The 25,821-nt window shown below is 31.3% G+C and carries 28 protein-coding genes; 14 read left to right on the top strand and 14 right to left on the bottom strand.

Translation table 11 applies throughout. The features are described from left to right. Positions 1 to 100 precede the first annotated feature (100 nt). The 8 genes from V9L05_RS11920 to V9L05_RS11885 form a co-directional block, all read right to left on the bottom strand. Positions 101 to 1,183, bottom strand: a complete 1,083-nt coding sequence (locus V9L05_RS11920; protein WP_338812096.1) for an aminotransferase class V-fold PLP-dependent enzyme — start codon at positions 1,181 to 1,183, stop codon at positions 101 to 103. 7 nt (positions 1,184 to 1,190) lie between these two features. Further along, positions 1,191 to 2,003 carry a lysophospholipid acyltransferase family protein gene (locus V9L05_RS11915; RefSeq protein ID WP_338812095.1) on the bottom strand — a complete coding sequence of 271 codons (813 nt, stop codon included), beginning with the start codon at positions 2,001 to 2,003 and terminating at the stop codon, positions 1,191 to 1,193. A gap of 268 nt (positions 2,004 to 2,271) precedes the next feature. Beyond that, entirely contained in the window at positions 2,272 to 2,994 is a 723-nt protein-coding gene (truB, locus tag V9L05_RS11910) for a tRNA pseudouridine(55) synthase TruB (protein ID WP_338812094.1), read from the bottom strand. A gap of 31 nt (positions 2,995 to 3,025) precedes the next feature. After that, positions 3,026 to 3,655, bottom strand: a complete 630-nt coding sequence (locus tag V9L05_RS11905; RefSeq protein ID WP_338812093.1) for a TMEM175 family protein — start codon at positions 3,653 to 3,655, stop codon at positions 3,026 to 3,028. 36 nt (positions 3,656 to 3,691) lie between these two features. After that, a complete protein-coding gene (locus V9L05_RS11900) occupies positions 3,692 to 3,982 on the bottom strand; it encodes a rhodanese-like domain-containing protein (RefSeq protein WP_338812091.1) in 291 nt (96 codons plus the stop codon). Positions 3,983 to 4,163: 181 nt separating this feature from the next. Continuing rightward, positions 4,164 to 4,622 (bottom strand): rhodanese-like domain-containing protein, encoded by a 459-nt coding sequence (locus tag V9L05_RS11895; RefSeq protein ID WP_338812090.1) that lies wholly within the window; start codon positions 4,620 to 4,622, stop codon positions 4,164 to 4,166. A gap of 97 nt (positions 4,623 to 4,719) precedes the next feature. Beyond that, entirely contained in the window at positions 4,720 to 5,619 is a 900-nt protein-coding gene (gene lipA, locus V9L05_RS11890) for a lipoyl synthase (protein WP_338793032.1), read from the bottom strand. Between the two features lie 112 nt (positions 5,620 to 5,731). Further along, positions 5,732 to 6,751, bottom strand: coding sequence for a hypothetical protein (locus V9L05_RS11885; protein ID WP_338812088.1), 1,020 nt, complete (start codon positions 6,749 to 6,751; stop codon positions 5,732 to 5,734). 268 nt (positions 6,752 to 7,019) lie between these two features. Between V9L05_RS11885 and V9L05_RS11880 the strand changes: the two genes are divergently transcribed. The 8 genes from V9L05_RS11880 to V9L05_RS11845 all read left to right on the top strand — a co-directional run bounded on the left by V9L05_RS11880 (position 7,020) and on the right by V9L05_RS11845 (position 14,734). Further along, positions 7,020 to 7,331, top strand: coding sequence for a hypothetical protein (locus tag V9L05_RS11880; RefSeq protein ID WP_338793034.1), 312 nt, complete (start codon positions 7,020 to 7,022; stop codon positions 7,329 to 7,331). A gap of 114 nt (positions 7,332 to 7,445) precedes the next feature. Continuing rightward, the gene (locus V9L05_RS11875; RefSeq protein WP_338793035.1) at positions 7,446 to 8,522 is read left to right on the top strand and encodes a class I fructose-bisphosphate aldolase; all 1,077 of its coding nucleotides are present in this window, start codon (positions 7,446 to 7,448) and stop codon (positions 8,520 to 8,522) included. A gap of 288 nt (positions 8,523 to 8,810) precedes the next feature. Further along, entirely contained in the window at positions 8,811 to 9,329 is a 519-nt protein-coding gene (locus V9L05_RS11870) for a hypothetical protein (RefSeq protein WP_338812087.1), read from the top strand. Positions 9,330 to 9,484: 155 nt separating this feature from the next. Further along, positions 9,485 to 10,570 carry a pyruvate dehydrogenase (acetyl-transferring) E1 component subunit alpha gene (pdhA, locus tag V9L05_RS11865; protein ID WP_338812085.1) on the top strand — a complete coding sequence of 362 codons (1,086 nt, stop codon included), beginning with the start codon at positions 9,485 to 9,487 and terminating at the stop codon, positions 10,568 to 10,570. Between the two features lie 57 nt (positions 10,571 to 10,627). Further along, positions 10,628 to 11,485, top strand: a complete 858-nt coding sequence (locus V9L05_RS11860; RefSeq protein WP_338812083.1) for a hypothetical protein — start codon at positions 10,628 to 10,630, stop codon at positions 11,483 to 11,485. Positions 11,486 to 11,523: 38 nt separating this feature from the next. Further along, complete coding sequence (locus tag V9L05_RS11855) at positions 11,524 to 12,354, top strand: hypothetical protein (protein WP_338812082.1); 831 nt, start codon at positions 11,524 to 11,526, stop codon at positions 12,352 to 12,354. A 127-nt stretch (positions 12,355 to 12,481) separates the two neighbouring features. Beyond that, the gene (locus tag V9L05_RS11850) at positions 12,482 to 13,366 is read left to right on the top strand and encodes a DnaJ C-terminal domain-containing protein (RefSeq protein WP_338793043.1); all 885 of its coding nucleotides are present in this window, start codon (positions 12,482 to 12,484) and stop codon (positions 13,364 to 13,366) included. Between the two features lie 69 nt (positions 13,367 to 13,435). After that, positions 13,436 to 14,734, top strand: coding sequence for a ribonuclease D (locus tag V9L05_RS11845; RefSeq protein ID WP_338812081.1), 1,299 nt, complete (start codon positions 13,436 to 13,438; stop codon positions 14,732 to 14,734). 16 nt (positions 14,735 to 14,750) lie between these two features. On the opposite strand, the gene V9L05_RS11840 is transcribed toward V9L05_RS11845, so the two are convergent. After that, the gene (locus V9L05_RS11840; protein ID WP_338812080.1) at positions 14,751 to 15,545 is read right to left on the bottom strand and encodes a class I SAM-dependent methyltransferase; all 795 of its coding nucleotides are present in this window, start codon (positions 15,543 to 15,545) and stop codon (positions 14,751 to 14,753) included. A 115-nt stretch (positions 15,546 to 15,660) separates the two neighbouring features. Beyond that, the gene (locus V9L05_RS11835; RefSeq protein ID WP_338812079.1) at positions 15,661 to 16,533 is read right to left on the bottom strand and encodes a 1,4-dihydroxy-2-naphthoyl-CoA synthase; all 873 of its coding nucleotides are present in this window, start codon (positions 16,531 to 16,533) and stop codon (positions 15,661 to 15,663) included. 85 nt (positions 16,534 to 16,618) lie between these two features. Here V9L05_RS11835 and V9L05_RS11830 point away from each other — a divergent pair, with 85 nt between their 5' ends. Then, positions 16,619 to 16,951 carry a hypothetical protein gene (locus V9L05_RS11830; RefSeq protein ID WP_338793047.1) on the top strand — a complete coding sequence of 111 codons (333 nt, stop codon included), beginning with the start codon at positions 16,619 to 16,621 and terminating at the stop codon, positions 16,949 to 16,951. Beyond that, positions 16,948 to 17,406 (top strand): PIN domain-containing protein, encoded by a 459-nt coding sequence (locus tag V9L05_RS11825; RefSeq protein ID WP_338793048.1) that lies wholly within the window; start codon positions 16,948 to 16,950, stop codon positions 17,404 to 17,406. The genes V9L05_RS11830 and V9L05_RS11825 overlap by 4 nt, the downstream gene beginning before the upstream one ends. Positions 17,407 to 17,409: 3 nt before the next feature. Here V9L05_RS11825 and nth read toward each other — a convergent pair whose 3' ends face one another. From nth to V9L05_RS11810, 3 genes are all read right to left on the bottom strand, one after another. Next, positions 17,410 to 18,102 (bottom strand): endonuclease III, encoded by a 693-nt coding sequence (gene nth, locus V9L05_RS11820; protein ID WP_338812076.1) that lies wholly within the window; start codon positions 18,100 to 18,102, stop codon positions 17,410 to 17,412. A gap of 123 nt (positions 18,103 to 18,225) precedes the next feature. Further along, positions 18,226 to 19,404, bottom strand: a complete 1,179-nt coding sequence (locus V9L05_RS11815; protein ID WP_338812075.1) for a phosphatase domain-containing protein — start codon at positions 19,402 to 19,404, stop codon at positions 18,226 to 18,228. Between the two features lie 40 nt (positions 19,405 to 19,444). Next, positions 19,445 to 20,275 carry a hypothetical protein gene (locus V9L05_RS11810; RefSeq protein ID WP_338812074.1) on the bottom strand — a complete coding sequence of 277 codons (831 nt, stop codon included), beginning with the start codon at positions 20,273 to 20,275 and terminating at the stop codon, positions 19,445 to 19,447. Positions 20,276 to 20,373: 98 nt separating this feature from the next. On the opposite strand from V9L05_RS11810, the gene V9L05_RS11805 reads away from it, so the two are divergent. From V9L05_RS11805 to V9L05_RS11790, 4 genes are all read left to right on the top strand, one after another. Beyond that, positions 20,374 to 21,246 carry a nitrilase family protein gene (locus V9L05_RS11805; RefSeq protein WP_338812073.1) on the top strand — a complete coding sequence of 291 codons (873 nt, stop codon included), beginning with the start codon at positions 20,374 to 20,376 and terminating at the stop codon, positions 21,244 to 21,246. 16 nt (positions 21,247 to 21,262) lie between these two features. Then, positions 21,263 to 22,015, top strand: a complete 753-nt coding sequence (locus tag V9L05_RS11800) for an OmpA family protein (protein ID WP_338812071.1) — start codon at positions 21,263 to 21,265, stop codon at positions 22,013 to 22,015. A gap of 177 nt (positions 22,016 to 22,192) precedes the next feature. Beyond that, positions 22,193 to 22,639, top strand: coding sequence for a hypothetical protein (locus tag V9L05_RS11795; RefSeq protein ID WP_338793054.1), 447 nt, complete (start codon positions 22,193 to 22,195; stop codon positions 22,637 to 22,639). A 190-nt stretch (positions 22,640 to 22,829) separates the two neighbouring features. Then, entirely contained in the window at positions 22,830 to 23,375 is a 546-nt protein-coding gene (locus V9L05_RS11790; protein ID WP_338812070.1) for a hypothetical protein, read from the top strand. 231 nt (positions 23,376 to 23,606) lie between these two features. Here the strand turns inward: V9L05_RS11790 and V9L05_RS11785 are convergent, their stop codons facing one another. After that, the gene (locus V9L05_RS11785) at positions 23,607 to 25,622 is read right to left on the bottom strand and encodes a LysM peptidoglycan-binding domain-containing protein (protein ID WP_338812069.1); all 2,016 of its coding nucleotides are present in this window, start codon (positions 25,620 to 25,622) and stop codon (positions 23,607 to 23,609) included. Positions 25,623 to 25,821 lie beyond the last annotated feature (199 nt).

Raw genomic sequence — 25,821 nt, 5'->3', positions numbered from 1 at the left:
AATTAATATAAATAGTAGTAGTTGATTAATCAAAGCAGAATTTGTTTATCACTACAATTTATATATTTTACTAAAGAATTAAAAATTTAGACTTCATTATTTATTTGCCATATTCCATCAAGAAATCAGCTACCTGTTCTATGAGTTCTTTAGAATGAGTTGGGAAATTAGCAATACGGATTTGAGAATCTTTAAAATTCCCATATCCTTTTCCAATTATAATTCCCTTTTTTTCTAAAAAAGCAACCACATCAGAAGAAGTTCCTTTCTCTACATTTGCTACAATAACTGTTTTAGAGCGTTGAGATTTTTCTTTTACTAAAGGCGATAAAAACTCAGATTGCTCTAAAGTATGATACAATAATTCTGCTTTATAATCAGTTTCTCTTCGAATCATTGCAATTCCCTTTCTATTCATTGCTTCAATTACTTTTCCCAATACAAAAATGGCTAAAACATTTGGCGTTTCAGGAGTTTGATTGTCTTGAGCATATTTGTCAAGTTCTAAAAGAGAGTGATATGTTCCGATGCTTTTACCTTTAGCTTCTAATTGTTGAGCTTTATCAATCATTTTTTGATTATAAACCCAAACACCTAATCCAGCAGGAACACCAAAACCTTTTTGTACAGAAAAATAAACAGAATCTATTACAGAAAAATCAAGATTGGCGTAAGGCAATGAAGAAACAGCATCGACAACGATAAGTTTGTCTTTGTTTAGTTCTCTAATCTTTGCAATATTTTCGATGGGAAACTGAACACCACTGCTTGTTTCGTTCTGAATAACAGCAATAAGCTCAGCAGAATCAGAAACACCAATATTTTCTACTAAAAAACCCTCACTAAAATCAACTTCATATTTAGATGGGCTAAGATTGAGCTGCTCAGCAAACTGATAAAATTTCTTTGAAAAAGACCCATTTACTAAATGAAAACTTTCTTTTTCTACACAATTTTGAAGAATTCGTTCCCAAATTTCATTGGCAGAACCTGTAAAGGCAATAGAAAAATTATCAGGAATTTGTAAAAGTTCTCTAAGCTGTGTAGTTGTATGCTCAAAAATTGCTTTAAAATCTTTACTACGATGCGAAATTGCCGTTATTTTTTTTTGTAAGGCTTCTTTTATAGCTTCTTCTACTATAAAATAATTTTCAGATGGTCCAGGTGTAAGATAGATTTTCATAAATTATTTAATTTTTCAGATAAGCATTTTGCATCATTTCAAAGGCTTGCAATTTGAGTTTTTGTAGGTCTTGAATCGCCATTCCTTCAGTAGAAATAGGTTCTAAAAATTCTACTTCAACAAATCCTGCTTTTACTCTCCAACTATTTTTAGGAAGCATTTTTCGTGTGTTTTTTATTACAATAGGCGCAATAGGAGTTTGGGTTTCGATAGCAACTAAGAAAGCTCCTTCATGAAAACGCAACATATCATGCCCTGAATTATTCATTGTTCCTTCTGGAAAAATCATTACATGAATCTGTTTTCTTAGTTTTTCTTTTACTTGTCTTAGACTACGCCTTTTACTTTCCATACTACTTCTATCAACGATAACACCAATGTATTTGAATATTAGACCAAAAACAGGCATTTTCAAAATCTCAATTTTTCCTAAAGCTCTAAACTGATTTGGAATAGCAAGAGTAATAGCTGGTGAGTCTAAAAATGAATTGTGATTAGCTACAAAAATATAAGGTTGATCTTTTTGAAGTGTTTTTTTGTTTTTTATTTTATAAATAATTCCACTCAAAAAGCTGAAACTAAATCCCCAAATCTTCATGATTTTAAAAGCAAAAGTTCCACCTCTCTTCTCATCAATCAAGATTGGAATAATAATAAAAGGCGCACAAACGACCATAATCCAAAAAAAATTAAAGAACGTCCACATCGAAAATGCAATTTGAAAAAGGGTAGTAAAAGGACGCATCAAAACTGTAAGTCCTCTATCTTCAATATAAAGCAAAAATGAATTTCTCAATTCATATAATTTTTCCTGTATCATAATTTAAAAATTCGTTTTTTTTTTCTAGCAAGAAATAGAGGTTATTGTTGTTTATTGGTATTGTTAAGCTAAAATACCAACAAAGATTATGTTAGTTTTTTGGTCAGTTTTACTAAAAACGGTTAGAAAAAGAAACTTCAAACTAACCTATTTTAAAATACTATAACGCAAAAAATTCAATAAAAAATCAAATAATTACAAATATAAGTACAAATAAAGTATCTACCCACAAAAAAACTACTTGAAATAGTTAAATTATTTTTTATAATTATTCTTTTACTGCTTTTGGCTTCCACTCTTCCAAAAACTGCTCAATGGTCTGTGCTTCTTCAACGTTGAAGTCGCCTATTTTTGTACGACGAAGTCCTGAAAGATGTGCGCCTGTTTCTAATTTTTGTCCTAAGTCATGAGCTAAACTTCTGATATAAGTTCCTTTACTACAAACAATTCTCAAAGAAATAATTGCTTCATTTTCTGATAAATTGGAGGCTATTATTTCTAATTCTGAAATTGTTACTTTTCTTGATTTGAGTTTGACTTCTTCGCCTTCTCGGGCAGATTGATAGGCTCTTTTTCCATTTACTTGAACAGCCGAAAAAATAGGTGGAATTTGGTCTATTTCTCCCTGAAAGTCTTTTAATGCACTTTCAATTTTTTCTAGGGTAAGATTAGAAACCTCTTTTTGATTTTCTAATTCTGATTCCAAATCATAAGAAGCTGTCGTAAATCCAAAAGTAATTTGAGCAACATATTCTTTTTCTTTTCCTTGAAAATCTTCAATTTGCTTTGTCATTTTGCCCGAACAGAGAATTAGTAAACCTGTTGCTAAAGGATCAAGCGTTCCTGCATGTCCGACTTTTACTTTTTTCTTTTGTTCATATTTTTTGATAGCATAACGGATTTTGTTTACTACATCAAACGATGACCAAGTAAGAGGTTTGTCTATCAAAATTACTTTTCCTTGTGAAAATATTCCTTGTTCTTCTTGCATTTTTCTTTACTCCTATTTTATAAATTTATTTTTAAGAAATATTCTCTATTTCTTTGTCATTCCCTTCCTCTTGATTTTTTCTTATTTCTTTATAAAGTGTATTTTCTATTCGTTTATCAGGAACAATCCATAAAAAAGCAACACCTAAATATATAGAAATAGAAATCCATTGACTTACAAAAGAAAGAGGAACGGCAAGAGCATACAAAACTAGTGAAATTTTACTTTTATAGTTTTTTCCAATAGCTTTATTCAATACTGAGTCTTTCCCATGAATTTTGAGAATCAAATATTGCAAAATGAAATAAGCAACAGCACTCATAAACAAAACCACTCCATATAAGGCACTTGGAACAGCTGAAAAATTAGTTCTTCCTACCCAACCAGAAGCAAAAGGAATCAAAGAAAGCCAAAAAAGCAAATGTAGATTTGCCCAAAGCACTTTTCCATTTACATACTCAGTAGCTTGAAATAGATGATGATGATTGTTCCAATAAATCCCTAAATATAAAAAACTCAAAATATAACTTAAAAAAATAGTATATACTTCACCCAAATCGTGTAAAGCAGCCTCTGCCGGAACTTTCATCTCTAAAACCATAATGGTGATAAGGATTGCCAAAACACCATCACTAAACGCTTCTAACCTACTTGATTTCACTTGCTTCTATTATAAAGATAAACTTGAAAAAATTATTTATTCAATGCCATGAGTTGTTTCTACATTGGCATCATTCCAGCTTTCAATTCCTCCATCTAGTTCAATGATATGTTCGAAGCCCATTTCTTTTGCTTTTTCTACAGCTTTTGCACTACGTCCACCTGATTTGCAGTAGATAAAAAGTGGTTTATTTTTTTCCAACTTATTCAATTCTTCTCCAAAACTAGTATCATTAAAATTAATGTTTTTTGCTTTAGAAATATTTCCTTGTTCATATTCTTGAGGTGTCCTGACATCAATGAGATTAAAATTCTTCAACTCTGTCATTTCAACTGCAAAATCCTGAGGTATTAACTTTTCTATTTTTTAAGTGGAAATATTTTCTGTAGAACTTTTATTTTCAACTGTATTATTGGTACAAGAAAATAATAAACTAATGATGATTAGAAGAAAGAATATATTTTTCATTTTATGTTTGTTTTTTGTAGGGAAAAATAATTTTTGATTGTTAAATAGCGTGTGCAGTTTCCATTTTAGCTGCTTTCCAACTTTCCATTCCACCATCTAATTCGATAATGCGTTCAAAACCCATTTCTTTTGCTTTTTCTACAGCTTTTGCACTACGCCCACCTGATTTACAGTAAATGAGTAATGGTTTAATTCGTTCTAGTTTATCTAAAACTTCTTCAAAATTACTTGCATTAATGTCTATATTTTTGGCTCTCGGAATACTTGCCTGATCAAATTCTTTTGGCGTTCTGACATCAACAATATTATAAACTCTCAATTCAGTCATTTTATTACTAAATTCTTGAGCTTCAAGTTTCTCTATTTTTTGATGTATAGTATATTCTGTATTTTCTTCTACAACTTTCGTATTTGTAGAGGTTTCCTCAGTTTTTTTAGTTTCATTACAAGAAGTAAGAAAAATAAATAGACTAAAGAGAAGTAAGATTGATTTTTGCATTTTTTTTTGTAATCTTAATTAATGATTTTTTTATAAAAAATAACAGCCTTTTTTAAAATAAAAAGACTGTTTATAAATTTTATTCAGAAAATATAGTTTACACATTTACGTGTCTTTCGGCGTGGTAGGAAGAGCGAACTAAAGCACCCGATTCTACATATTTTAAACCTCTTTTTAAGCCTTCTTCTCTGTAAAAGTCAAAAACTTCAGGATGAACATATTCAGTAACAGCGAGGTGCATACGTGTAGGCTGCATATATTGTCCGATTGTCAGAATATCACAACCATTTTTTACAAGGTCGTCCATTGTTTTCAAAACTTCTTCGTTTGTTTCTCCCAAACCTACCATAATTCCTGTTTTGGTACGTTTTCCGTATTCTTTTGTACGCTTAATTTGTTCCAAACTACGTGCATAACGAGCCTGTGGACGTACACGTTTGTAAAGTTTTTCAACTGTTTCTATATTATGAGAAACCACTTCTTGTCCTGCCGAAATCATTACTTCTAAAGCTTCCCAGTTTGCTTTTGTATCTGGAATAAGCGTTTCTATGGTTGTAGATGGAGAAAGCTCTTTTGTAAATTTTACGGTATTGTGCCAAATTTCTGCCCCTCTATCTTTGAGTTCATCACGATTTACAGAAGTAATAACAGCATGTTTGACTTTCATAAGACTGATTGCTTCAGCTACTCTTCTTGGCTCATCAGTATCATATTCAGGTGGTCTTCCTGTCTGAACAGCACAAAAAGAACAACCACGAGTACAAACATTTCCCAAAATCATAAAAGTTGCTGTACCTGCCCCCCAACATTCGCCCATATTCGGACAATTTCCACTTTGGCAAATAGTATGTAATTTATGTTTACTCACAAGCTCATTTACTTGTTTGTAATTTTCTCCAACAGGCAAACGGACACGTAACCAATCAGGTTTTTTGCCATTTAATTCTTCTGGAGTTTTATTTTTTTCGTTTATATTTATAACTGGTAATTCTATCATATATATAAGAAGACAGTTTTAAAGCTGTCTATTTTAAGTAATTTTATATTCTCAAACACCTTTTAAGGCATTTGCTTCTTTTAGACAAAGATACAAAACTCTACTCTTTTTATCATACTTTTGTGTATTGATAATCTATCGTCTTACTTAGTGTTTCGCCTTCGTAATGACGTTCTCTTATCAGTTTGGCATCTTTAAAAATAGATACTTTTTTGGTAAAAGTATTATTTGTAGAATTTGTTTTTATTTCAGACTTAGCAAACGGACTCATAAAATTTTGATTGATTATTTGCCATAATGTTCCATCTTGATAAATATATTCTAAACTAGAATAGGAAAGTAAATTTTCTCCTTCTCTCACTTCAGTTCTGACAAAAGTAGGTGCATTTGTTTTTTCTTGATACGAATAAAAAACGACAGTTTGAACATTAGTTTCGTAATGAGTATAATGTGTTTTTTGAAGCAAAACTTGATTATTTACTCCTTTTGTATAGGTATAAATTTTATCTTCTAATGGCTTTTTGTCATCTATAAAAACGACTTCTTTAGTTCGCTGACGTGTATTTTCATCAAAATAAGTAATATATTTTTTATGGACTGGGTTTTTTATCTTTTTATTTCCTCTAAAAATAAAACCTAAAGTTGGTGTTATTTTGCCATCTTTTGTAGGTTCGTAAAAATTAACTACTTCTCTACCAAAAATACTATCAAAAGCTGTATAAGAATACAAAATTCGCCTTACAAGTTCTTTATTGTGATAGATTTTTTCTTCTGTGATTTTTCCTCTTTCATCTTTGTATGAAATTCGTTTTTGTTCTCCCCAAACTGGATGTGTGATAATAGTTGTGGGTTCTGAACCATATAAATATTTTACATTTACAATTCCTTCTGTTGTATATACGTCAAGTCTTTTCAACCTAGCAAGTGTATCATAAATATAGTTCGTTTTTAGGTCTTGTAAAGGTTCTTCAACACTCATTAACCTTCCTTGATTGTCATAATTATGAACACTATGTTTTTGAGAAGCTTTGTCTGAGGTAGTAGTTTGCCAAGCAACGATCTGATTTTGGGCAAGCGTTTTTGTAAAAAACAGGCTAAAAAGTAACGCAAAAAATAAATTCAATGTACGCATAAGTGATAAAATTTGGTTTTTCTTTCTGATATTTTCTCTTTACAACCTCAACGTAGAATAATAGTTTTTTGATACAACTTTATGAAGCAAAATTATAATCTGTAATGTATGTAGTAGAAAAAATGTATTTCATCTTTAATTACCTTGAAGTTTATACTCTACCAACCCTAGAAATTTAATAAAAACAAATCATTTTACCTTTAGTTAATCAATACATAGAAAATCTAGTAATTAAATTAAAAAACGTTTAACAAAACTATCTAAAATTATGGCAAGTACATTCATAGTCGTCTATAAAAACGGTGAAACCAAAGACTTAGAAGCTCAAAACAAAGCAGACCTTATTGTGGAATATTTTGAAGGCAACAGACAAAAGTTTAAAGATGAAGTAAAACTCATTCGTTGGCAACAAGGAACAGTTAGCTACTCAGAAGATATAGAAAATGGAGAAATAGATGAAAATATTGCTACTGCTGACACCAACCCTTATGGCTGGAGAAATGAAGCAAATGAGGCAGGAAAGCCTATTGATACAGAGGAAGATGTCGATAATATACCCAAATCAACAGATAGATTATAGTTTTGATTATTTTTACAGTCTAATTTTATTCAAAATTGAATTCAAATTGTTACCTTTGTAGCACTTTTAAAAAATTCAAAATTCATTTTCTGTTAATTTTTTCTCAAAATAATTATGGTGCATACTGCAAACCTCTCTACAGACCGTATTTCTGAACTTCTAGGTCAAGATTCTGAAACTCTTCTTAATTTTTCTACACCTGCTATTTCAAAAGAGCGTTTACACGTTCCTAGTCCTGATTTTGTAGATAAAATTTTTACTAACTCAAATCGCAATCCACAAGTTTTGCGTAGTTTGGGACAGCTTTATGGTTCAGGTCGTTTGGCTAATACAGGTTATGTTTCTATTCTTCCTGTTGATCAAGGCATCGAACATACAGGAGGCGCATCTTTTGCACCAAATCCAGATTATTTTGATCCAGAAAACATTGTAAAATTGGCTATTGCAGGAGGCTGTAATGCTGTTGCGACCACTTTTGGCAATCTTGCTTTAATGTCAAGAAAATATGCTCATAAAATTCCTTTTATTGTAAAAATCAATCACAACGAACTGCTTACTTACCCAAATAAATTTGACCAAATTATGTTTGGTTCGGTAGAAAGTGCATGGAATATGGGTGCAGTCGCTGTTGGAGCAACTATTTACTTTGGTTCAGAAGAATCTACTCGTCAAATTCAAGAAGTAGCTGCAGCTTTTGAAAGAGCACACGAACTTGGAATGGCTACAATTCTTTGGTGTTATGCTCGTAATAGCAACTTTAAAAAAGATGGCGTAGATTATCATGTGGCTGCTGACCTTACAGGACAAGCAAATCACTTAGGCGTAACTATTCAAGCTGATATTATCAAACAAAAATTACCTGAAAACAACGGTGCTTTTAATAATATCGCTTTTGCAAAAACACATAAAAAAGTATATTCAGACCTTTCTTCTGATAACCCTATTGACCTGTGTCGTTATCAAGTAGCTAACTGTTATATGGGTAGAATTGGTCTTATCAACTCTGGAGGTGCATCTTCTGGAGCATCAGATATGGCAGAGGCAGTAAAAACGGCAGTTATCAACAAACGTGCTGGTGGTTCTGGACTTATTTCTGGACGTAAAGCATTTCAAAGACCATTCAATGAAGGAGTTGAACTTCTTAATGCAATCCAAGATGTTTATTTGAATGACGGAATTACAATTGCATAATTTTTGAGTTTAAATCTTTTATAAAAATAGAAACCTGTTTATTTCTTTCTGAAATAGACAGGTTTTTTTGTATCTGTGAGACATCAAAAATGACAATAAACTTCAGTATTAATAAATTATTGATTAAATTATCAAAAGCTATTTCAACTTTCCTTTATTTGCGTCTCACCGAAGACTTCTAGCAAAAACTCTATAAAATATTCAATGCCGTTGTTACTGTTTTAGCGAAGCGATACCAACAGCCAAATAAGCTCTATAAAACATTTCTTTTGAAAAACCAATTCACTTATGAAATTCTTAGATTCTTTACTTCCAACCAAAGAGGTAGTTTATCAAACCTCACTTTCTCCTCAAAAGGTAATACAGAGAATAGAAAGTAAAATTAGTTCAGAGCCTAAAAGAAAATCTATTTTTGACAGACCTCCTTTGACGTATCATGGAAAAATAGAAGGAGATAGTTTTGAAATTGGAAGACGTTCAAGAGGAAACAAAGACCATCCTCCCACAGCTTATGGAATAGTTGAAGAAAACTCAAATAATCCATTAGAAACAGTTGTAGGAGTAACGATTCTTCCAAATCATAACTTCAAAACAGGAATGATTTTATTTATTATCTTAGTGTGTGTAAGTTGCCTACCAGCTATCTGGTCATTTATGAGTAGTTATTATGATTCTATTGGATTCTTCATCTTTCTACCTATCTTTTTCAGTCTTGGTTTTTTGATGAATTATTTGATGTTTTTAAATTATAATAAAAAATTAGCAAAAGATATTCAGCAATTAATAGATGGAAAAATTATTAAATAAATGATTCCACGAATTCAAAATTATCGTTTTTCTGAAAAAATTGGTAACTTGCCTTACTATAAAATCTATATTCAATTTAAATTAGATTTTAGCAAAAAATATTCTAAATAGACACAAAAAAGCACAAACGCCAACTTCTATATAAATTTATAATTATGAGCGACGCAAAAAATACAACCAAAACGACAGCCAAAAAGCCAGTTCGTAAAGCAACAGCAAAAAAAACAACTGCTAAAACTCCTGCAAAAAAGGAATCTTCTTTTTCAAAAGAGGTTTATATGAAATGGTACGAAGATATGCAGCTTATGCGTAAATTTGAAGAAAAAGCAGGACAGCTTTACGGACAGCAAAAAATCAGAGGTTTTTGTCACTTGTATATTGGACAAGAAGCCTGTGTAGCTGGCGCAGTTTCGGCACTTACAAAAGATGATAAATGGATAACAGCTTACCGTGACCATGCTCATCCACTTGGTTTGGGAACTTCGCCAAATGCAGTGATGGCAGAGCTTTTTGGTAAAGAAACTGGTTGCTCAAAAGGAAAAGGTGGTTCGATGCACATGTTTGACAAAGAGGTCAATTTTATGGGTGGACATGGAATTGTTGGAGCGCAAGTTCCACTCGGTGCAGGAATTGGTTTTGCAGAAATGTACAACGAGACTGGAAACCTTTGTATATGTTATATGGGTGATGGTGCAGTTCGTCAAGGAGCAATTCATGAAGCCTTTAATATGGCAATGCTTTGGAAAATTCCTGTCATTTTTGTGATTGAAAACAATGGTTATGCTATGGGAACTTCTGTAAGCAGAACTTCAAATGTAATTGATTTATCAACTCTTGGAGAATCGTATGATATGCCTTCTGAAGCTGTTGATGCAATGAGTGTGGAAGCTGTTCACGAAGCGGTTGCAAGAGCTGCTGATCGTGCTAGAAGTGGTGAAGGACCTACTCTTTTGGAGTTCAGAACATATCGTTATAAAGGACACTCTATGTCTGACCCTGCAAAGTATCGTACTCGTGAAGAAGTAAACGAATACCGTAAAAAAGACCCAATAGAGCAAGTGAAAGATGTTATTTTGGAAAAAAAATATGCTTCACAAGAAGATTTGGATAAAATTGATGCAGACATCAAGGAAAGAGTAGAAGCCTCTGTAAAATTTGCAGAAGAATCTGATTTCCCAGATGCAAAAGAAGCATTTACAGATATTTATAAACAAGAAGATTATCCATTTATTATGGATTAATTTATTTCTAAACCCTAAGGGTCTTCGAAGAGCCTTAGGGTTTAAATTCTATTTTTAATGAAGAAAAAAGAGGTCGTAAAACAGAGTTATCAATCACAGGAATACGATAAAATCTTTAAGGAAAATATCGAAGAATTGATTATCCCTTTTGCTGAAAAGCTATTGAATATCAATCCTAAGAATTTACGAGAAATTCCGAATGATTTACAAACTACTTTAGAGCGAAAGCCTGATTTTTTGAAAAAGGTGATTGCAGATAAATCACAAAAGGAGAAAATAAAAGATTTTATCCTTCATATAGAATTTCAAACTGTTGATGAGAAAGATATGGCTCATCGTATGAATGAATATTATGCTATTCTGTATAGAAAACATAAATTAGATGTTCATCAGTATGTCTTTTTCATTGGAACAGGAAAAGCCAAAATGAAACAAATTATTGAAGCTAAAAATTTATCTTTTCGTTTTGATGTGATTAATATGCAGGATTTTAGTTATGAATTATTCCTAAATTCTAATAAACCAGAAGAGGTTATTTTGGCTATTTTGGCAGATTTTGGAAAAACAGATTCAGATACTATCATTAAAAGTATTCTTCAAAAGATAAAAGACCTTCCAATTGAAAACTCTATTCAAAAAAAGACCGTTATACAGTTAGAAGTTTTATCTAAATTAAGAAAATTACAACCTCAAATTATTAAACATATAACAGCTATGGCACTAACTTATAATATTGAAGATGATGTTCGTTATAAACAAGGGGAAGAAAAGGGAGAACTTAAAGGAGAACTAAAAAGAGCAGTAGAGTCCATTATGGAAATGCTCAAAGATGGATTAGCCTATGAAAAAATAGCAAAGTATGCTAAAGTATCAAAAGAATTTGTAGAAGAAATTGCAAAGCAAATTAAAAAATAATTGTGTTTAGTTAATCAGAAATCATTCATTAAAAAATCATGCAAAAACTCGTTTGGATAGTCGCTTTTTTAGGTCTTTCGCTTGGTCAAGAGTGGTGGAATCCTGTATATATATTCCAAACCAATAGCGCAAAGAAAAAAGCTACTCAGTTATACGAAGATAAAAACTATAAAGAAGCAGCCTCAGAACTTCTTTATATGAATAATATTTGGAAATTAGAAGAACCAATAGTTACTCTTAATTTGGCACATGCTTATTTTGAGCAGCAAGATACGTCTGCTATTTCTTCAGCTCTGACCTATTATTCACAAGCTGTAAATAGCAAGAATGATAAAGTACGCAGCATTGCAAACCTTCAAGTAGGAATTTTGAAGGCAAAACGTGCAGGTTCGGAAAAAACCAAACCCAAAGACAAGAAGAAAATTTATGAAGATGCTTTAGTTAATTTTAAAAATGCTCTTCGTGCTGATGAGTATAATGAAGAAGCTCGTTTTGATTATGAACTCTTGAAACGTCTTTTAGAAATTGAAATGCAAAAACAGGAGCAAGAACAAAAGGATAAAAGCGAAGACCAAAAGGAAGAACAAGAACAGCAAGAACAAGACGAACAAAAAAGTGAAGAAGACCAAAATCAGGATGAGCAAGACGGACAAGAAAACAGAGAGCAAGACCAAAGTAAAGAAGAAAAAGATGCTCAAAAACAAGCTCAACAACAAAAGTCTGCTGCTGATAAACTGAAAGATATGGATATTTCACAAGAAAAAGCTGAACAGATTTTGGATGCTATGAAGCAAAATGAAGCACAATATTTACAGCAACAACAACGCAAAGGCAAGAAACCACGTAAAACAGGAAAGCCAGACTGGTAAAGATTAATTGTCGTTGGTGAAACATCAATAATGGCAGAAATCGAATACCCAAAAACGGTAAGATGTCTATCATAAAAATAAAAATATAGCCGTTGCTTGTGTCCTCACAAGCAACATAATACATACCATGCAATACAAAGATTATTATAAAATTCTTGGTCTTCGAAAAAATGCAAGTGCCGAAGAAATAAAAAAAAAATATAGAGAACTTGCTAAAAAATATCATCCTGATCGTAATCCAAATGATATTTTGGCTGAAAAAAGATTTAAAGATCTCAATGAAGCTCATGATATTTTGAGTGACCCAACAAAAAGGGCGCAATATGATTTGATGGGCAAAAATTGGGGAAGCTATAGCAAATTTGCTGATAAAGCAAAAAGTGCATACCAAAAAACACAAGAAAAAGACTTTGAGTTTAAAGACCTTTTCACAAGAGAGCGCATGAGTGAAGCTTTCAAAAATGTGGTTGATTTGGGAAGAGAAACTATCTTTAAAAACGAAAAAGAGACAACAGGAATAAAAAGAAAACCCAAAGAAAAAGAAATCAAAACAAGTATTTCTTTAGAGGAAGCATACGCAGGAACTACACGAGTAATTACAGTAAATAAAAATCGTATTCGCTTAAAACTAAAGGAAGGAATTGCTGATGGTCAGAAACTAAAACTAGGAGCAAAGGGGGAAAAAGATGAAGATATTGTAGTAGTTGTTGAGATAGATGAAAATAAAGATTTTACAAGAGAAGAAAACGATTTGCATACAACAGCAAAAGTTTCTTTGTATGAGGCTATGTTGGGAGGAAAGATTTCTGTTCCGACAATGAAAGGCAAAATCTTATTTCCTATTGCTGCCGAAACTGCCAACGGAAAAGTATTTCGCATTAAAGGAAAAGGGATGCCAGTTTATAACCAAGCTGGTCAGTTTGGAGATTTATATATCAAAATTGAAGTTGAGCTTCCTCAAAATTTATCTCCAAGAGAGAAAGAGCTTTTCCAAGAATTATCAAAATTATAATATTATTTATTTTTAAACCCTAAGGATCTCTTCAAAAACCCTTAGGGTTTATTATGTTCATACAGAAAGATGTCAAAAAATTCAACCAACTCATTAGGCGATTTATTAAGTGATTTACAACGTAATCAATTAGGTGCAAAAAAAAGTTCTCCAAAAATCCCCAATCCAATTTATATCAAAACTATCGAAGAGCTAGAAAAAGTGGCGCAAAAGTGGGAAAAATGTTCTCAAATTGCCATTGACACCGAATTCGATGATAATAATAATTATTATGGTAGGCATTTGTGCTTGGTTCAGATTTATGACAAAGACAAAATTTATTTGATTGATACTGTCAAATTAGAAGGAAATATAAAGCCTTTACTTTCTGTTTTAGAAAATCCAAATGTTGAAAAGTTGTTTCATAGCTCTTCTTCTGATTTGATTGTGATAGGAGATGTCTATAATTGTTCTATCAAAAATATTCAGGATACAGCTCTTATGTATCGTTTTTTGCTCAAGTCTAGTAACGATATTGGTCTTCAAAGTCTTGTAGAAGAAAAGTTAGGCATTGAATTAGAAAAGCAAGAACAGATTTCAGACTGGGCAAAGCGTCCTCTTTCAAAGTCACAACTTATTTATGCAGCTACTGATGTAATTTATTTGTTCGAACTCTTTGAAATTCTAAAAAAAGAGCTTCAAAAATTAGATAGATGGAAATGGTATGATGAAGAGAGAGAGAAATTAGAAGAAATTGGAAGGGAAAATACAGACAAAAGTGTAGATAATGGAAATAATTTGGAAAATAAAAATACTGCTACAGCTCTAAAAGCAGCTATTAAATACAAATTTCCAGAAGAAAATACTGTTCGCTTCGCTATGTATTGGAATCTTAGAGATGCAATAGCGAAAAATGTAAATCGTCCTCATTATAGAGTAATTTCAAATAATCGTTTGGCAGAACTTGTCGTAAAGCCACCTCAAAAATTAGAGGAATGGGAAACTCTGCGTGGTTCTTCTCATCATTTTAAGAAACGTGCCGATGAGTTTTTTGAGCTTTCAAAAATAGATTTATCAGATAGAAAAAATCGTTTTTTTAGAGAATTAGACAAACGAGCAGAAGAAAAAGAAGAGTATTATCAAGAGAAAAAACAGCATCAGAGAATACTTCATCAACGAGAAATTATCTTTACTAATCTGCGTGATGCACTTACAGACTACAAAGGATTAAATGTTCAATCGCTTATTCTTTCCAATAAAAACAAAAATGATGTTCTTTGGCATGGAATAGAAATTGTTACCAACTCTTGGAAAATGGAAGTTTTACAAGAAATTGCGAAGGAAAATGAATGGAATATTGATGTTTTGAAAGGAAGTTTGAAAAAGTAGTTTTTGAATACTATTTTTAATCTCTATATTTTTGCTTTTCAATAAAAAACAACAAAGAAACTCCGAAGGAAAATGAAATATTCTTTTGGAGTATTTTTTTTTCTGCTCTAAAAATTCCTTTCAAAATTGAATCTAAAAAACGGTTTTCTTTATAAATCTCAAAATCAGAACCTGAACCTTTTCGAATAAACTGCTGAGGAATCAGAAAGTTTAGTTTTCTGAAAAGCCAAATAGGAACGAATAAAAAAGAATTAAAATAAGTTTTTCGAAGAATCTTGAAAGAAGAAGTATTATCTATATTTTCACTTTGCAAATCAAATAAATTTAAAATTTCATTCATTTTATATCTTTTAAAATGTTGGTTTATTTCATCGTGATGACTCCAAAGGCTTTGAAACGCAGGGACAGTTATACAAACTTTACCTTTATTTCTGCAAACTCTATTCATTTCTGAAATTGCTTTTTTGTCATCTTTTACATGTTCGATAACATCAAAAGCACAAACCCAGTCAAAACTATTCTCTTCAAAAGATAATTCTAAAATCGAACCTTCAATAACTTCAATATTTAATTTTTGTCGTACAAATTCGGCACAAACAGCATCATATTCTACTGAAGTTACTTCTCCAAATTGAGAAAGCATTTCAGATGTTTTTCCTGTTGCAATTCCTATGTTTAATATTTTTCGTTTAGATTTTTTCTCTAAAACAGCTATTTTTTGAAGTTCTTGTTTTAATATTTCTAAACGTACCACAAACCACCAATGATTTCGTTCTAGGTGATAATAATTTTTATAGTAGTCTTGGTTCAATCAATTACGAATTAAAAATTACGAATTACGAAAAAATTTAGAATTCTAAACTCTACATTCAGAATTCTAAATTTTTTCAACTGGTTACTAATAACTGATTACTGGTAACTGAAAATTAAGGAATCCATTTAATATCTTTAAAGTCTGGTTTTCTTTTCTCTAAAAAGGCGTTTCTTCCTTCTTTTGCTTCATCAGTCATGTAGGCTAGGCGTGTTGCTTCTCCTGCAAAAACTTGTTGTCCGACCATTCCGTCGTCGGTTAAATTGAAAGCAAATTTGAGCATTTTGATAGACGTAGGCGATTTTTCTAAAATTTCTTGCGCCCACTCATACGCTGTGTCTTCTAATTCTTCGTGAGGAATAACAGCATTTACCATTCCCATTTCGTAGGCTTCTTGTGCCGAATAATTACGACCCAAAAAGAAAATTTCTCTCGCTCTTTTTTGTCCGACCATTTTAGCCAAATACGCAGAACCATAACCACCATCAAAACTGGTTACATCGGCATCGGTTTGTTTGAAAATAGCATGTTCTTTACTTGCCAAAGTCAAATCACAAACGACATGCAAACTATGTCCACCACCAACAGCCCAACCATTCACAACAGCAATAACAGCCTTTGGCATAAAACGCATAAGACGCTGAACTTCCAAAATATTAAGTCTTGGCATTCCATCTTCGCCTACATAGCCTTGATGTCCTCGTGTACGCTGGTCGCCACCACTACAAAATGAATAAACTCCATCTTTTGGTGAAGGACCTTCTGAAGAAAGCAAAACTACTCCGATAGAAGTATCTTCTCTAGCATCTAAAAAAGCTCTGTATAATTCGGTTACTGTTTGTGGACGAAAGGCATTTCTGACTTCTGGACGGTTGAAGGCAATACGAGCCACTCCGTTTGATTTTTTGTAGGTAATATCTTCAAATTTGATAGTATTTGATTCAGTACCTAATTCCTCAATGACTTTCCAGTCTGCTTTTTGATTCATATTTTTGTTTTTAAAGTGAGTTTTTAATACCTTCAATAAATAATTTATCTAAAAAGTATCTCTGTATAGTGTTAATAATAAGATTATGCGAACTATTGTTTTTAAATCGAATGAGGAACAAGATATAAAATTATTGATAGCTTTGGCAAATCGATTAGGTATTTTATATCAAGAAATAGAAGAAGAAAATTCTGAAAAAGAAGAATTTATTGATTCTGATACTTCTTTGTTGTATGAAAGTTTAGAATTAGATGATTCTTCTATGATTATGAGCTATGATGAATATGAAAAAGCAGATAAAAGTATAGAAATTTCAGAACAAAAAACAGATAGAGAATTAGCTAAAACTTCTTTTGGTGCTTTGGAAGATGATGATGAACAAACAATAGAAGAACTTTTAAATATGCTTACTCCATGAATTACATTTTAGATACAAATATTCTTATTTTACTTGTAAAGAGTAGAATTTTCGCAGAGTTCTTTGATGAAAATTACTTTTCCAATACTGATAATACATTTTTCTATACTCATATTACTTTGGGGGAGATAGATTCAATTTCTAAGCAAAATCAATGGGGACAAAAAAGATTAATTTTACTCAAAAATCTTTTGAAAGGATTTAATCTTGTCAAATCTACTTCTATCGATGTTGTGCAAAATTATGGAACTATTGATGCGTATAGTCAAGGAAAATTGAAAAACAACCCTCTTCCTATTGGAATGAGTGCAAGAAACATGGGCAAAAATGACTTATGGATAGCAGCATCAGCTATTGTACTCAAAGCTACTTTGCTAACAACGGATAAAGATTTTGACCATTTATCTCCTAATTTTATAAATATAGATTTGATAGATATAAGTACATTTTATTGAAATCTACTTCCCTTTCATTTCTTGTTCTTCCAAATATTTATCAAGATATTCTATATTTCCATATTGACTACAAATCGGACATTCCAATGGATTATGACTTCTTGCAGGACAATATTCTCTACCAAAATAAATAATTTGAATATGTAATTCATTCCAGTTTTTCTTAGGAAAAAGTGCTTTCAGATCTTTTTCTGTTTGAACTACATTTTTTCCGTTTGAAAGTCCCCAACGATACGCCAGTCTGTGAATATGCGTATCGACAGGAAAAGCAGGCTGCCCAAAATATTGCGAAACCACAACCGAAGCCGTTTTGTGTCCTACACCTGGTAATTCTTCCAAAAGCTCCATTTTATCAGGAACTTCTCCACTATATTTTTCTAATAAAATTTCTGATAATCTATGAATTGCCTTTGATTTATTGTTTGAAAGCCCACAAGGACGAATGATACTTTTTATTTGTTCTGTGGTAAGTTGTACCATTTTATTTGGTGTATCAGCTTCTTCAAATAAAATTGGCGTAACTTGATTTACTCGTTTGTCAGTACATTGAGCAGAAAGCAAAACTGAAATAAGTAAAGTATAAGCGTCTTGGTGGTCTAATGGAACAGCAGGATTTGGATATAATTCTTGTAAAATTTTAGCTATTGCATTTGCTTTTTTTTGTGGGGGATAGTTTACTGACTTTGGAAATTTCATTTTTTGGGAAATTGGGGATTGGGAATTAGGGATTGGAAATTAGAAAATACAAGATACATTTATCTTTGAGAGTATAAAAAAAGTCAGTAAGAAATTGTTTTATCTTACTGACTTTTATTTGTTTTAATTTTTCACCTCAATCTCTCCTTTCACAACAGCTTCCTCCAAAGTCAGAGGAGCTTTTTTATCTTCTTCTTTTGCTTGCTGTACTTTTTCAATAGATTCTTTTGTAATAAATCCTTGTGAGGCTGCATGCAAAGCTACCAAACCCGAATCAGCTATTAGTTGAAAAGGAACATTAAATTCTTTTTCTGCTTGGGTAGCAATTTTGTCTACTTCTGCATCTCTAGCATTGTCACTTACATCACGAATATAAATTGCTTTTATTCGTTCTGGAAACTCTTGAAGCATTTTATAATAAATTTCGGCATCGTGCTGTCCACTATCTCCTATCAAAATAAATTTTAGGTTGGGATAATAACTAAAAATACGTTTTATTTTTTCTTCTTTATGGCTATGGTCGCCTTTGAAAAACATTTTATCATCCAATCCTAAATCTCTCAAAAGTAAAGGAGCTTTTGGAAGATTTCTTATTTCAAAAAAATCAGTTAGTAAATCGTACAAATTCCACATACTGCTAGAAACAAAATACAATGGATTTTGCTGATTACCATCACTTCCTTTTACAAGTGCTTCATAGAGTTCTCCGACTCCTAAAAATGGTTTTCTAAGATGTGCATTTCCTAAAAAAGTGAGCTTTGCAGAAGCCAACATGCTTGTGGCTTGTGTTTGCAAAACAGTATCATCAATATCTGAAATGATTCCGAATTCTTTTAAATCATCATGAATTTGAACTTCTCCTAAAGCAGTAACATCACCTTGATTTGGTCTTACATTTTCTAAAAGTTTGAATTCTACTTTTTCCCACATAGATTCATGGGGTGTGATAGGTTCTGACAATTCTATTTCCGTAAAAAAATACCCTTCTTCATCTGTTTTAGTTTCTTTTGTAATTCCTTTATAAGTTACTGAAAGCCGTACATTTGGAATTTCATCACTTTCTAACCTTCTATATGTATTGAGAATATTATCCCAAAACTTATCATCTTCTTTTACATTGATTTTTTCATCTTCCAATACTCTACCCCAAAAAAAGGCTTTTTGAGTATTTCCAAAACTGCGATAAGGTAAAATCATGACAGGTTCATCTAATCCTAAACGAGTTTTGAGATTTGTTTTGAGAATATCCCATTTTTGTTCTCCTTGATGAGATACTTTGTGAATAATATCTTTTAGATTCATAATTTTTAGTGTGTTTGGTGTTATTAATTTTTTTTAGTGTTTATATTTCTCCTCGTTTCCATTTCAAGAAAGGAGATGTTTTTTGATTTAGATAACCATGATAACTAGAAGCTAGAAACAGTATAATGGCACTAATAAGAGCCACATAAGCAATTGAAGGCTCAAGATTCCATTGATGGTAAGTAATAGCTCCCAGTGCCCAAACCCCAACCATTGCAGTTTCTCTCAAATTTCTTTTGGCAATTAAAAACAAGTACAAACCTGTTGCAGCTATAATCATCAAAACTGTCCAAGTAGAAGCAAACAAAGGTTCTCCTTGCCAGCCAATACTTACAAAAAATGAAGACACATTTGCAATAGACGCCACCATAATCCAGCCCAAATAGGTAACAATAGGCCACCACACAAAGGCAATAATTCGGACAGGAGCATCCCAAATTTCTAAACGTAAATTTTTGGTAAGTTGAATAAGCGAAAGCAACAGAAAAAACATAACCATAACAGAAAGTGCAACATATTCGTTTAACCAAACATATACCCAAGCAGCATTACAGAGATTAGCTACAATAAGCCAAAAACTAGTTTCATGAATCGTTTTAATGAAAATATTATTAGAATTATCATAATCACTTTCAGAACCTTTAAATTTGTAAAGGACATACCATTGAAAACCTACAAATGCAAAAAGCATCAAAAATATAAGTCCCCAAATAGAAAAAGCATAACTTGCAGGAACAAAAAGCGTTTCGTATTTTTTGCTGATTTCTCCAATCGTTTTGCCTCCAAAAAAACCTGTATTGGATAAATAATTTAGAAATACTGTAAAAATTAGGGTGAGTGTATTAAATAATACAAGTAATTTAGTTTTCATAATGTGTGTTCTAGTTAAAAAAATATTCTACCAAGAGTTCAAAAAAATATCCTTTAAAAAATAGTTTAAAAAATTTTATCAATCATTAAACAAAAGATATGAAACCCTTACTCTATATAAGCCTTCTACAAGGTAATTTGTTTTGGGAAAATCCTATTCAAAATAAAAAGCATTTTGAAAAAATATTTTCTTCTTTACTTACAAATAATCAATCTCAAAAACTTCCTAACTCAAATATTGAGGATTTTGACAGAACAAATAACACAGATATTGTAGTTTTACCTGAAATGTTTACTACTGGTTTTACTATGAATATAGATTTAGCAGAAAACTTTAAACAAAGTAGTACACTCAACTGGCTAAAAGAACAAACCAAGAAATATGATATTGCCATTACTGGAAGTATAATTATAGAAGAAAATAATAAATTTTATAATCGTTTGTTTTTTGTAGAACCAAATGGAGACTTCCAAACCTACGATAAAAAGCATCTTTTCAGAATGGCAGGTGAGCATAAAGTATTTTCGGCAGGTAAACAATTACCTATTTTTGAATATAAAGGATGGAAAATTTGTCCACAGATTTGTTATGATTTGCGTTTTCCTGTTTTTTCTAGAAATGATTTAATGGTTGATGAAAATGGAATAGCTACTTCTGGCTATGATATTTTATTGTATGTAGCAAACTTTCCTGCAGCTCGTAAATTGGCTTGGAATAGCCTTTTGCCTGCTCGGGCTATCGAAAACTCTTGTTATTGTGTGGGTTTAAATCGCATAGGAAAAGATGGAAAAGAAATTGAGTACAATGGAGATTCAGCTATTTACACTCCTAAAGGAGAAAAATTAAATTCTATTACTAAAGAATTTGAAAACACACAAATTTTATCTTATTCTGTTTCGGCAATGGATTTGCAGGACTATAGAAAGAAATTTGCCGTTTATTTAGATAATGATACATTTGAATTAAAATAGATTTGAAAAGATATATATGAAAACAACTTTTTTTTATTTATCACTGTTTTTTTGTTTTTCTACAACACTTCTTTTTGCTAAGCCTGTACAAAGTCAGACAAATATATTAACATATAGATTGTTGTATCGTTTCATTGATAAAGATACAGGTAAACCTATTGATGGTGTAAATGTACGCATTCTAAACACGAGCAATAACTCTGAGCAAGTAACAATCACTACAAAAGATGGAGAAACACTTGTCTATTTAGAGCCTGAAACTACTTTTTTGATTCGTGCTTATAATAGACATTATTTTTCTACGGATACTATTCGTTTACACACCCAAAAACTTCCCTCCGATATAGCTAAAGAAGATAAAAGGCGAAATATTAAAAGAGATATTCCTTTAGAAAAAATAAATATAGGTGTAGTAAAAAAGCTAATTGGTGTTCATTTTTCACCTAATAGTGACAAGGTTTTGCCTGAGTCTACACTTATTTTGAAACGATTAGCTTATATGATGCGCCTAAACCCAAGTATAAAAATAGAAGTTGCTGCCCATACTGATTCTAGAGGAGAAGATGAGTATAATCTTGAACTTACACAAAGGCAAGCAAACTCATTGAAAGAATTTTTGATAGAACAAGGAATTGCACAAGATAGGATAAAAGCAAGAGGATTTGGAGAAAGTCAGTTAATCAATCAATGTAAAAATGATATAAAATGTAGCTCATCAGAACATATACAAAATAGAAGAATAGAATATGTTATTATTAAAATAGAATAATTTGGAAAAACTACAATAATACACAATTTAACATATATTTTTTATTTAGAATCAATATAAATTGATTACATTAACAAGTTTGCACCAAACATATATTTTTTTTAAAGGTTTTTAAGCTATATTTAAATAATCAGGAAATATAACCTATGAATCAGCTTAAATAACTTAACCTCTTTTATGCAAAAAAATAATATAAAGCGATTGAAGAAAATAGCCATTTGGACAGCTAGTATTTTTAGTGTATTGATGGTAGTTTTAGTAGTTCATATTTATCTTGTTACTCGTCCTAAAGCACCACTACCTAGTGAACAAATTTTTTTGAGTCGTATTGATTTTGAAAAAAGTGTAGATTCTCTTGAAGCTATACGTATTATGAACCATGTACAAGCAATGAAAGGCATAACAAGTGCTCATTTTAATCATGAAGCTGGCTTGTTTGCTTATGGTTATCAAAAAGGATTACAAACTCCTGAAGCCGTTCATGAAGAGGTAACTAAATTTACTACTCTCAAATCTAAACGTCACATTGTATCAGAAGAAGATCTAGCTAAAGGTTGTCCTGCTTTTGATAAATCTAGCTTTACATATAAGTTTGGAGAATTTGTAAAAAACGTATTTCATTAATTTTCAACTAATACTCTTTTTGCGCTATAAAGAAAATTACAAGATAGTTTTCACTTCTTAATTCAATTATTTTTCACACAAAATTAAATTTTATCAAGATATAACTCTGATATATTTTTTTGTATTACTTTAAATTTAAAAAAAAATTATGAACCTATTAAGATTTCATTCAAGAATTAATCAACTAGTTATGTTATTGCTAGTTGGCTTTTTAGCATTTTCTATTTCGTCATGTAAAGATGATGATGATGACGATGAGCAAGTAGATACTCCAACTCTGTATGATAGAGTAGGTGGTACAGAGATGGTAACTGATCCAGTGAATGGAGGTCAGATTCAAAAGGGGCGTCTTACTTTACGTGCTGTTGTTGATTCAGCAGGTCCTATTATTGTTACTGACCCTAGATTAGCTGGAGATTTCCAAATTCTTTTAGCAGAACTTAATGATGGAAACACAAGTGGATTAGCTGCACTTAGTAAAAACTTGACTGACTTTTTTGTAGTTGCTACTAGTGGAGGCGAAGTAGGCTCTTACACAGGTCTTAACATGAAAGATGCTCATGATCCTGCCATAAATGATGATAGATTAGTTTCAAAATCAACTGATGCAGAAATGGATGCATTTATAGAAGATGTTGGAAAATCATTAGCCAAGAATGGTGTTACAGATCAAGCTCTTATTAATGATTTAGTAGCTTTGTTAGAAACATTACGTGGTGATATCGTTCAAGAATAAAAAGTTATTTGTATTCAATAACTGAAAATATAAAAAAGTTTAGCAGAGCTTAAATTAAGTTTTGCTAAACTTTTTTTGTCAACTGTATTAAAAGTACTAGCTACACATACTTTTATTTTTATAGAAATAAATAGGCTTTACTTTTAATAATTTATAAAAAAACATCCTTCACTTAGTATGAATAATCATAATAAGTGAAGGATGTTTTTTGTGATTGTATTTTTTGCTTGTTTACATCACTTTTAATTTCTGTCCTATATTAAGTTTGTCAGAACGTAAATTATTTAGTTCTTTTAGTCTTGATACCGTAATTCCTGCATTATTTGCAATTCCCCAAAGTGTATCACCATATTTTACGACATGATAAGAAGAACTTGACTTACCTGAATTAGAAGCCGTTGATTTAGTGGTAGAAGTTTTATTTGAAGCTGTTACAGCAGAATTATTTGTAGAGCTTTGTTTTACTCCATACATAACTATTTTTTGTCCAATATTTATTCTTGAACCTGAGATTCCATTCCAACGTCTAAGAGAAGAGATAGAAGTATGATATTTTACTGCAATTCCTCCAAGTGTTTCACCTTTTCTTACTGTATGATATGATTTAGAACCAGAAGATTTTGGAGTATATGTTTTTTGAGTAGTTGTTCTTGCAGAAGCTGTATAACTCTGTGCTGTTGATGTATTTGATACTTTTGTAGTTTTATAACTACTTATAGAAGCTGTATGAGAAGCTGTTGAGTGGCTACTTGTATAATTTTTATTCTGACAAGCTACTAAAATTTCTTCTTGACCTTTCCAAAAGAAATCTGCTCTATTTTTAGGAATTCTGATTGGATGTTCTCTCGCATAATGAGGAATTATTCCTTTTTTTGCTTCTGGATTCATTGCCTTTAAATCAGTTGCACACATACGAAGTTCATCAGCTAACTTATCCAAATTTACATACTGACTAACAAAAACAGTATCATATTCAATGGCATAAATAGGCTCTTCTACTACCATTCCATGGTCTTCTGCATAATTGAAAAGATAAGCATAAGTAGTATAAAGAGGAACATAGGCACGAGTTTCTCTTGGTAAATAATTATAGATTTCCCAAAAAGTTTTTTTGCCAGAACGGCGCATTGCTTTCTGTACATTTCCAGGTCCACAGTTGTAAGCAGCAATGGCAAGTTCCCAATCTCCATCAAAGAAATTATTCAAATATTTTAAATATTTACAGGCTGCAATAGTCGAAGAGGTAGGGTCCATTCTTTCATCAATATAAAAGTTTTGATTCAGACCAAAGACTTTTCCTGTACGTGGCATAAATTGCCAAAGACCAACAGCACCTGCATGAGAACGAACTTGTGTTTTGAAAGCCGATTCTACCACAACTAAATATTTTAGTTCTTCAGGCATTCCTTGTTCTTTCAAAATTTTCTCAAAAAGTGGAAAATATTCGTTTGACTTTGCAATTAAAGTATTTGTGTAATTATAATACTTTACACCATATTTTTCAATAAAATTTCTTACTTCAGGTGTATAATTGAAAGGAACTTCTTTTTCAATTGCCTTCATACGAGCAGCCACCTCTTTATCAGAAAGGGCATTTCTGAAATTTCTAGCTAAATCTAGCCCTTCTAAAAATTCAATAGTAGAGTCTTGATGATCAAAAAATAATTCTGCATCTACCATCAATGCTTCATCACTCACAATTTCTTCTATTTCATTGAGGTATTCAACAGGCTGACCAGAAATATATGAAATAAAATCAGCCAACAGATGATAAGAGAAGCGTTTTTGGTCTTGCAAATCACTAGAATCAGAAGGTGTAAGAGGGCTTCCTACAATTAAGCGTTCGACAGAAGGAGGCGCACCTGCTGGCGCAAACATCGATTCTTTTAGTTGATGCGAATTCCATTTGACAGTATCAGAGTTTGAATAATAATGAAAGGTCTGATTTGTAAAAGGTTTGTTGTTTGTTAGAAATGTAGTTTCTAAAAAAGTAGTATTGTTTAAAGCATTTATTTCTTGTTTTTTAGTATGGACTGTTTGATTGTCGTCATTTAGTAGACTAGAAGTGGTTATATTTTTTATAGTAAAGTTGTAGGGTTCGTATTTTAATCCATTTTGTGCTACTGAAAAATCAGCAGTACAAAAAACGAATGCAGAAGCTAAAAAGAATTTGATAACAGAAGTTGTTTTTGTTGATATACTACTATTATTTAATTCTTTTTGAGTAGATAATTTGCCTATTAGCATAAATGAAAAAATTTTTGCGTAAAATTATACGTTTTTAGAATTTGACTGTAAAGATACCTCAAAGAATAAATAAATACAATTAACTGATTATCAAATAATTAGTTTATTTTTATTATTCCATTGGTTACAATTGTATTTATTTTGTATAACTTCGTTTTTATGTTAAATTATTTTAAATAATTTACTCAAAACAAAATTA

Source organism: Bernardetia sp. Wsw4-3y2 (assembly GCF_037126295.1).
Lineage (GTDB): Bacteria > Bacteroidota > Bacteroidia > Cytophagales > Bernardetiaceae > Bernardetia.
This window is presented reverse-complemented; position numbering and strand designations above follow the sequence as displayed.

Excerpts from the sequence above, each read along its gene's own strand:
- V9L05_RS11920 (WP_338812096.1), bottom strand. The coding sequence starts at position 1,183 with ATGAAAATCTATCTTACACCTGGACCATCTGAAAATTATTTTATAGTA.
- V9L05_RS11915 (WP_338812095.1), bottom strand. The coding sequence starts at position 2,003 with ATGATACAGGAAAAATTATATGAATTGAGAAATTCATTTTTGCTTTAT.
- truB (WP_338812094.1), bottom strand. The coding sequence starts at position 2,994 with ATGCAAGAAGAACAAGGAATATTTTCACAAGGAAAAGTAATTTTGATA.
- V9L05_RS11900 (WP_338812091.1), bottom strand. The coding sequence starts at position 3,982 with ATGACAGAGTTGAAGAATTTTAATCTCATTGATGTCAGGACACCTCAA.
- V9L05_RS11895 (WP_338812090.1), bottom strand. The coding sequence starts at position 4,622 with ATGCAAAAATCAATCTTACTTCTCTTTAGTCTATTTATTTTTCTTACT.
- lipA (WP_338793032.1), bottom strand. The coding sequence starts at position 5,619 with ATGATAGAATTACCAGTTATAAATATAAACGAAAAAAATAAAACTCCA.
- V9L05_RS11885 (WP_338812088.1), bottom strand. The coding sequence starts at position 6,751 with ATGCGTACATTGAATTTATTTTTTGCGTTACTTTTTAGCCTGTTTTTT.
- V9L05_RS11880 (WP_338793034.1), top strand. The coding sequence starts at position 7,020 with ATGGCAAGTACATTCATAGTCGTCTATAAAAACGGTGAAACCAAAGAC.
- V9L05_RS11875 (WP_338793035.1), top strand. The coding sequence starts at position 7,446 with ATGGTGCATACTGCAAACCTCTCTACAGACCGTATTTCTGAACTTCTA.
- V9L05_RS11870 (WP_338812087.1), top strand. The coding sequence starts at position 8,811 with ATGAAATTCTTAGATTCTTTACTTCCAACCAAAGAGGTAGTTTATCAA.
- pdhA (WP_338812085.1), top strand. The coding sequence starts at position 9,485 with ATGAGCGACGCAAAAAATACAACCAAAACGACAGCCAAAAAGCCAGTT.
- V9L05_RS11860 (WP_338812083.1), top strand. The coding sequence starts at position 10,628 with ATGAAGAAAAAAGAGGTCGTAAAACAGAGTTATCAATCACAGGAATAC.
- V9L05_RS11855 (WP_338812082.1), top strand. The coding sequence starts at position 11,524 with ATGCAAAAACTCGTTTGGATAGTCGCTTTTTTAGGTCTTTCGCTTGGT.
- V9L05_RS11850 (WP_338793043.1), top strand. The coding sequence starts at position 12,482 with ATGCAATACAAAGATTATTATAAAATTCTTGGTCTTCGAAAAAATGCA.
- V9L05_RS11845 (WP_338812081.1), top strand. The coding sequence starts at position 13,436 with ATGTCAAAAAATTCAACCAACTCATTAGGCGATTTATTAAGTGATTTA.
- V9L05_RS11835 (WP_338812079.1), bottom strand. The coding sequence starts at position 16,533 with ATGAATCAAAAAGCAGACTGGAAAGTCATTGAGGAATTAGGTACTGAA.
- V9L05_RS11830 (WP_338793047.1), top strand. The coding sequence starts at position 16,619 with ATGCGAACTATTGTTTTTAAATCGAATGAGGAACAAGATATAAAATTA.
- V9L05_RS11825 (WP_338793048.1), top strand. The coding sequence starts at position 16,948 with ATGAATTACATTTTAGATACAAATATTCTTATTTTACTTGTAAAGAGT.
- nth (WP_338812076.1), bottom strand. The coding sequence starts at position 18,102 with ATGAAATTTCCAAAGTCAGTAAACTATCCCCCACAAAAAAAAGCAAAT.
- V9L05_RS11815 (WP_338812075.1), bottom strand. The coding sequence starts at position 19,404 with ATGAATCTAAAAGATATTATTCACAAAGTATCTCATCAAGGAGAACAA.
- V9L05_RS11810 (WP_338812074.1), bottom strand. The coding sequence starts at position 20,275 with ATGAAAACTAAATTACTTGTATTATTTAATACACTCACCCTAATTTTT.
- V9L05_RS11805 (WP_338812073.1), top strand. The coding sequence starts at position 20,374 with ATGAAACCCTTACTCTATATAAGCCTTCTACAAGGTAATTTGTTTTGG.
- V9L05_RS11800 (WP_338812071.1), top strand. The coding sequence starts at position 21,263 with ATGAAAACAACTTTTTTTTATTTATCACTGTTTTTTTGTTTTTCTACA.
- V9L05_RS11795 (WP_338793054.1), top strand. The coding sequence starts at position 22,193 with ATGCAAAAAAATAATATAAAGCGATTGAAGAAAATAGCCATTTGGACA.
- V9L05_RS11790 (WP_338812070.1), top strand. The coding sequence starts at position 22,830 with ATGTTATTGCTAGTTGGCTTTTTAGCATTTTCTATTTCGTCATGTAAA.
- V9L05_RS11785 (WP_338812069.1), bottom strand. The coding sequence starts at position 25,622 with ATGCTAATAGGCAAATTATCTACTCAAAAAGAATTAAATAATAGTAGT.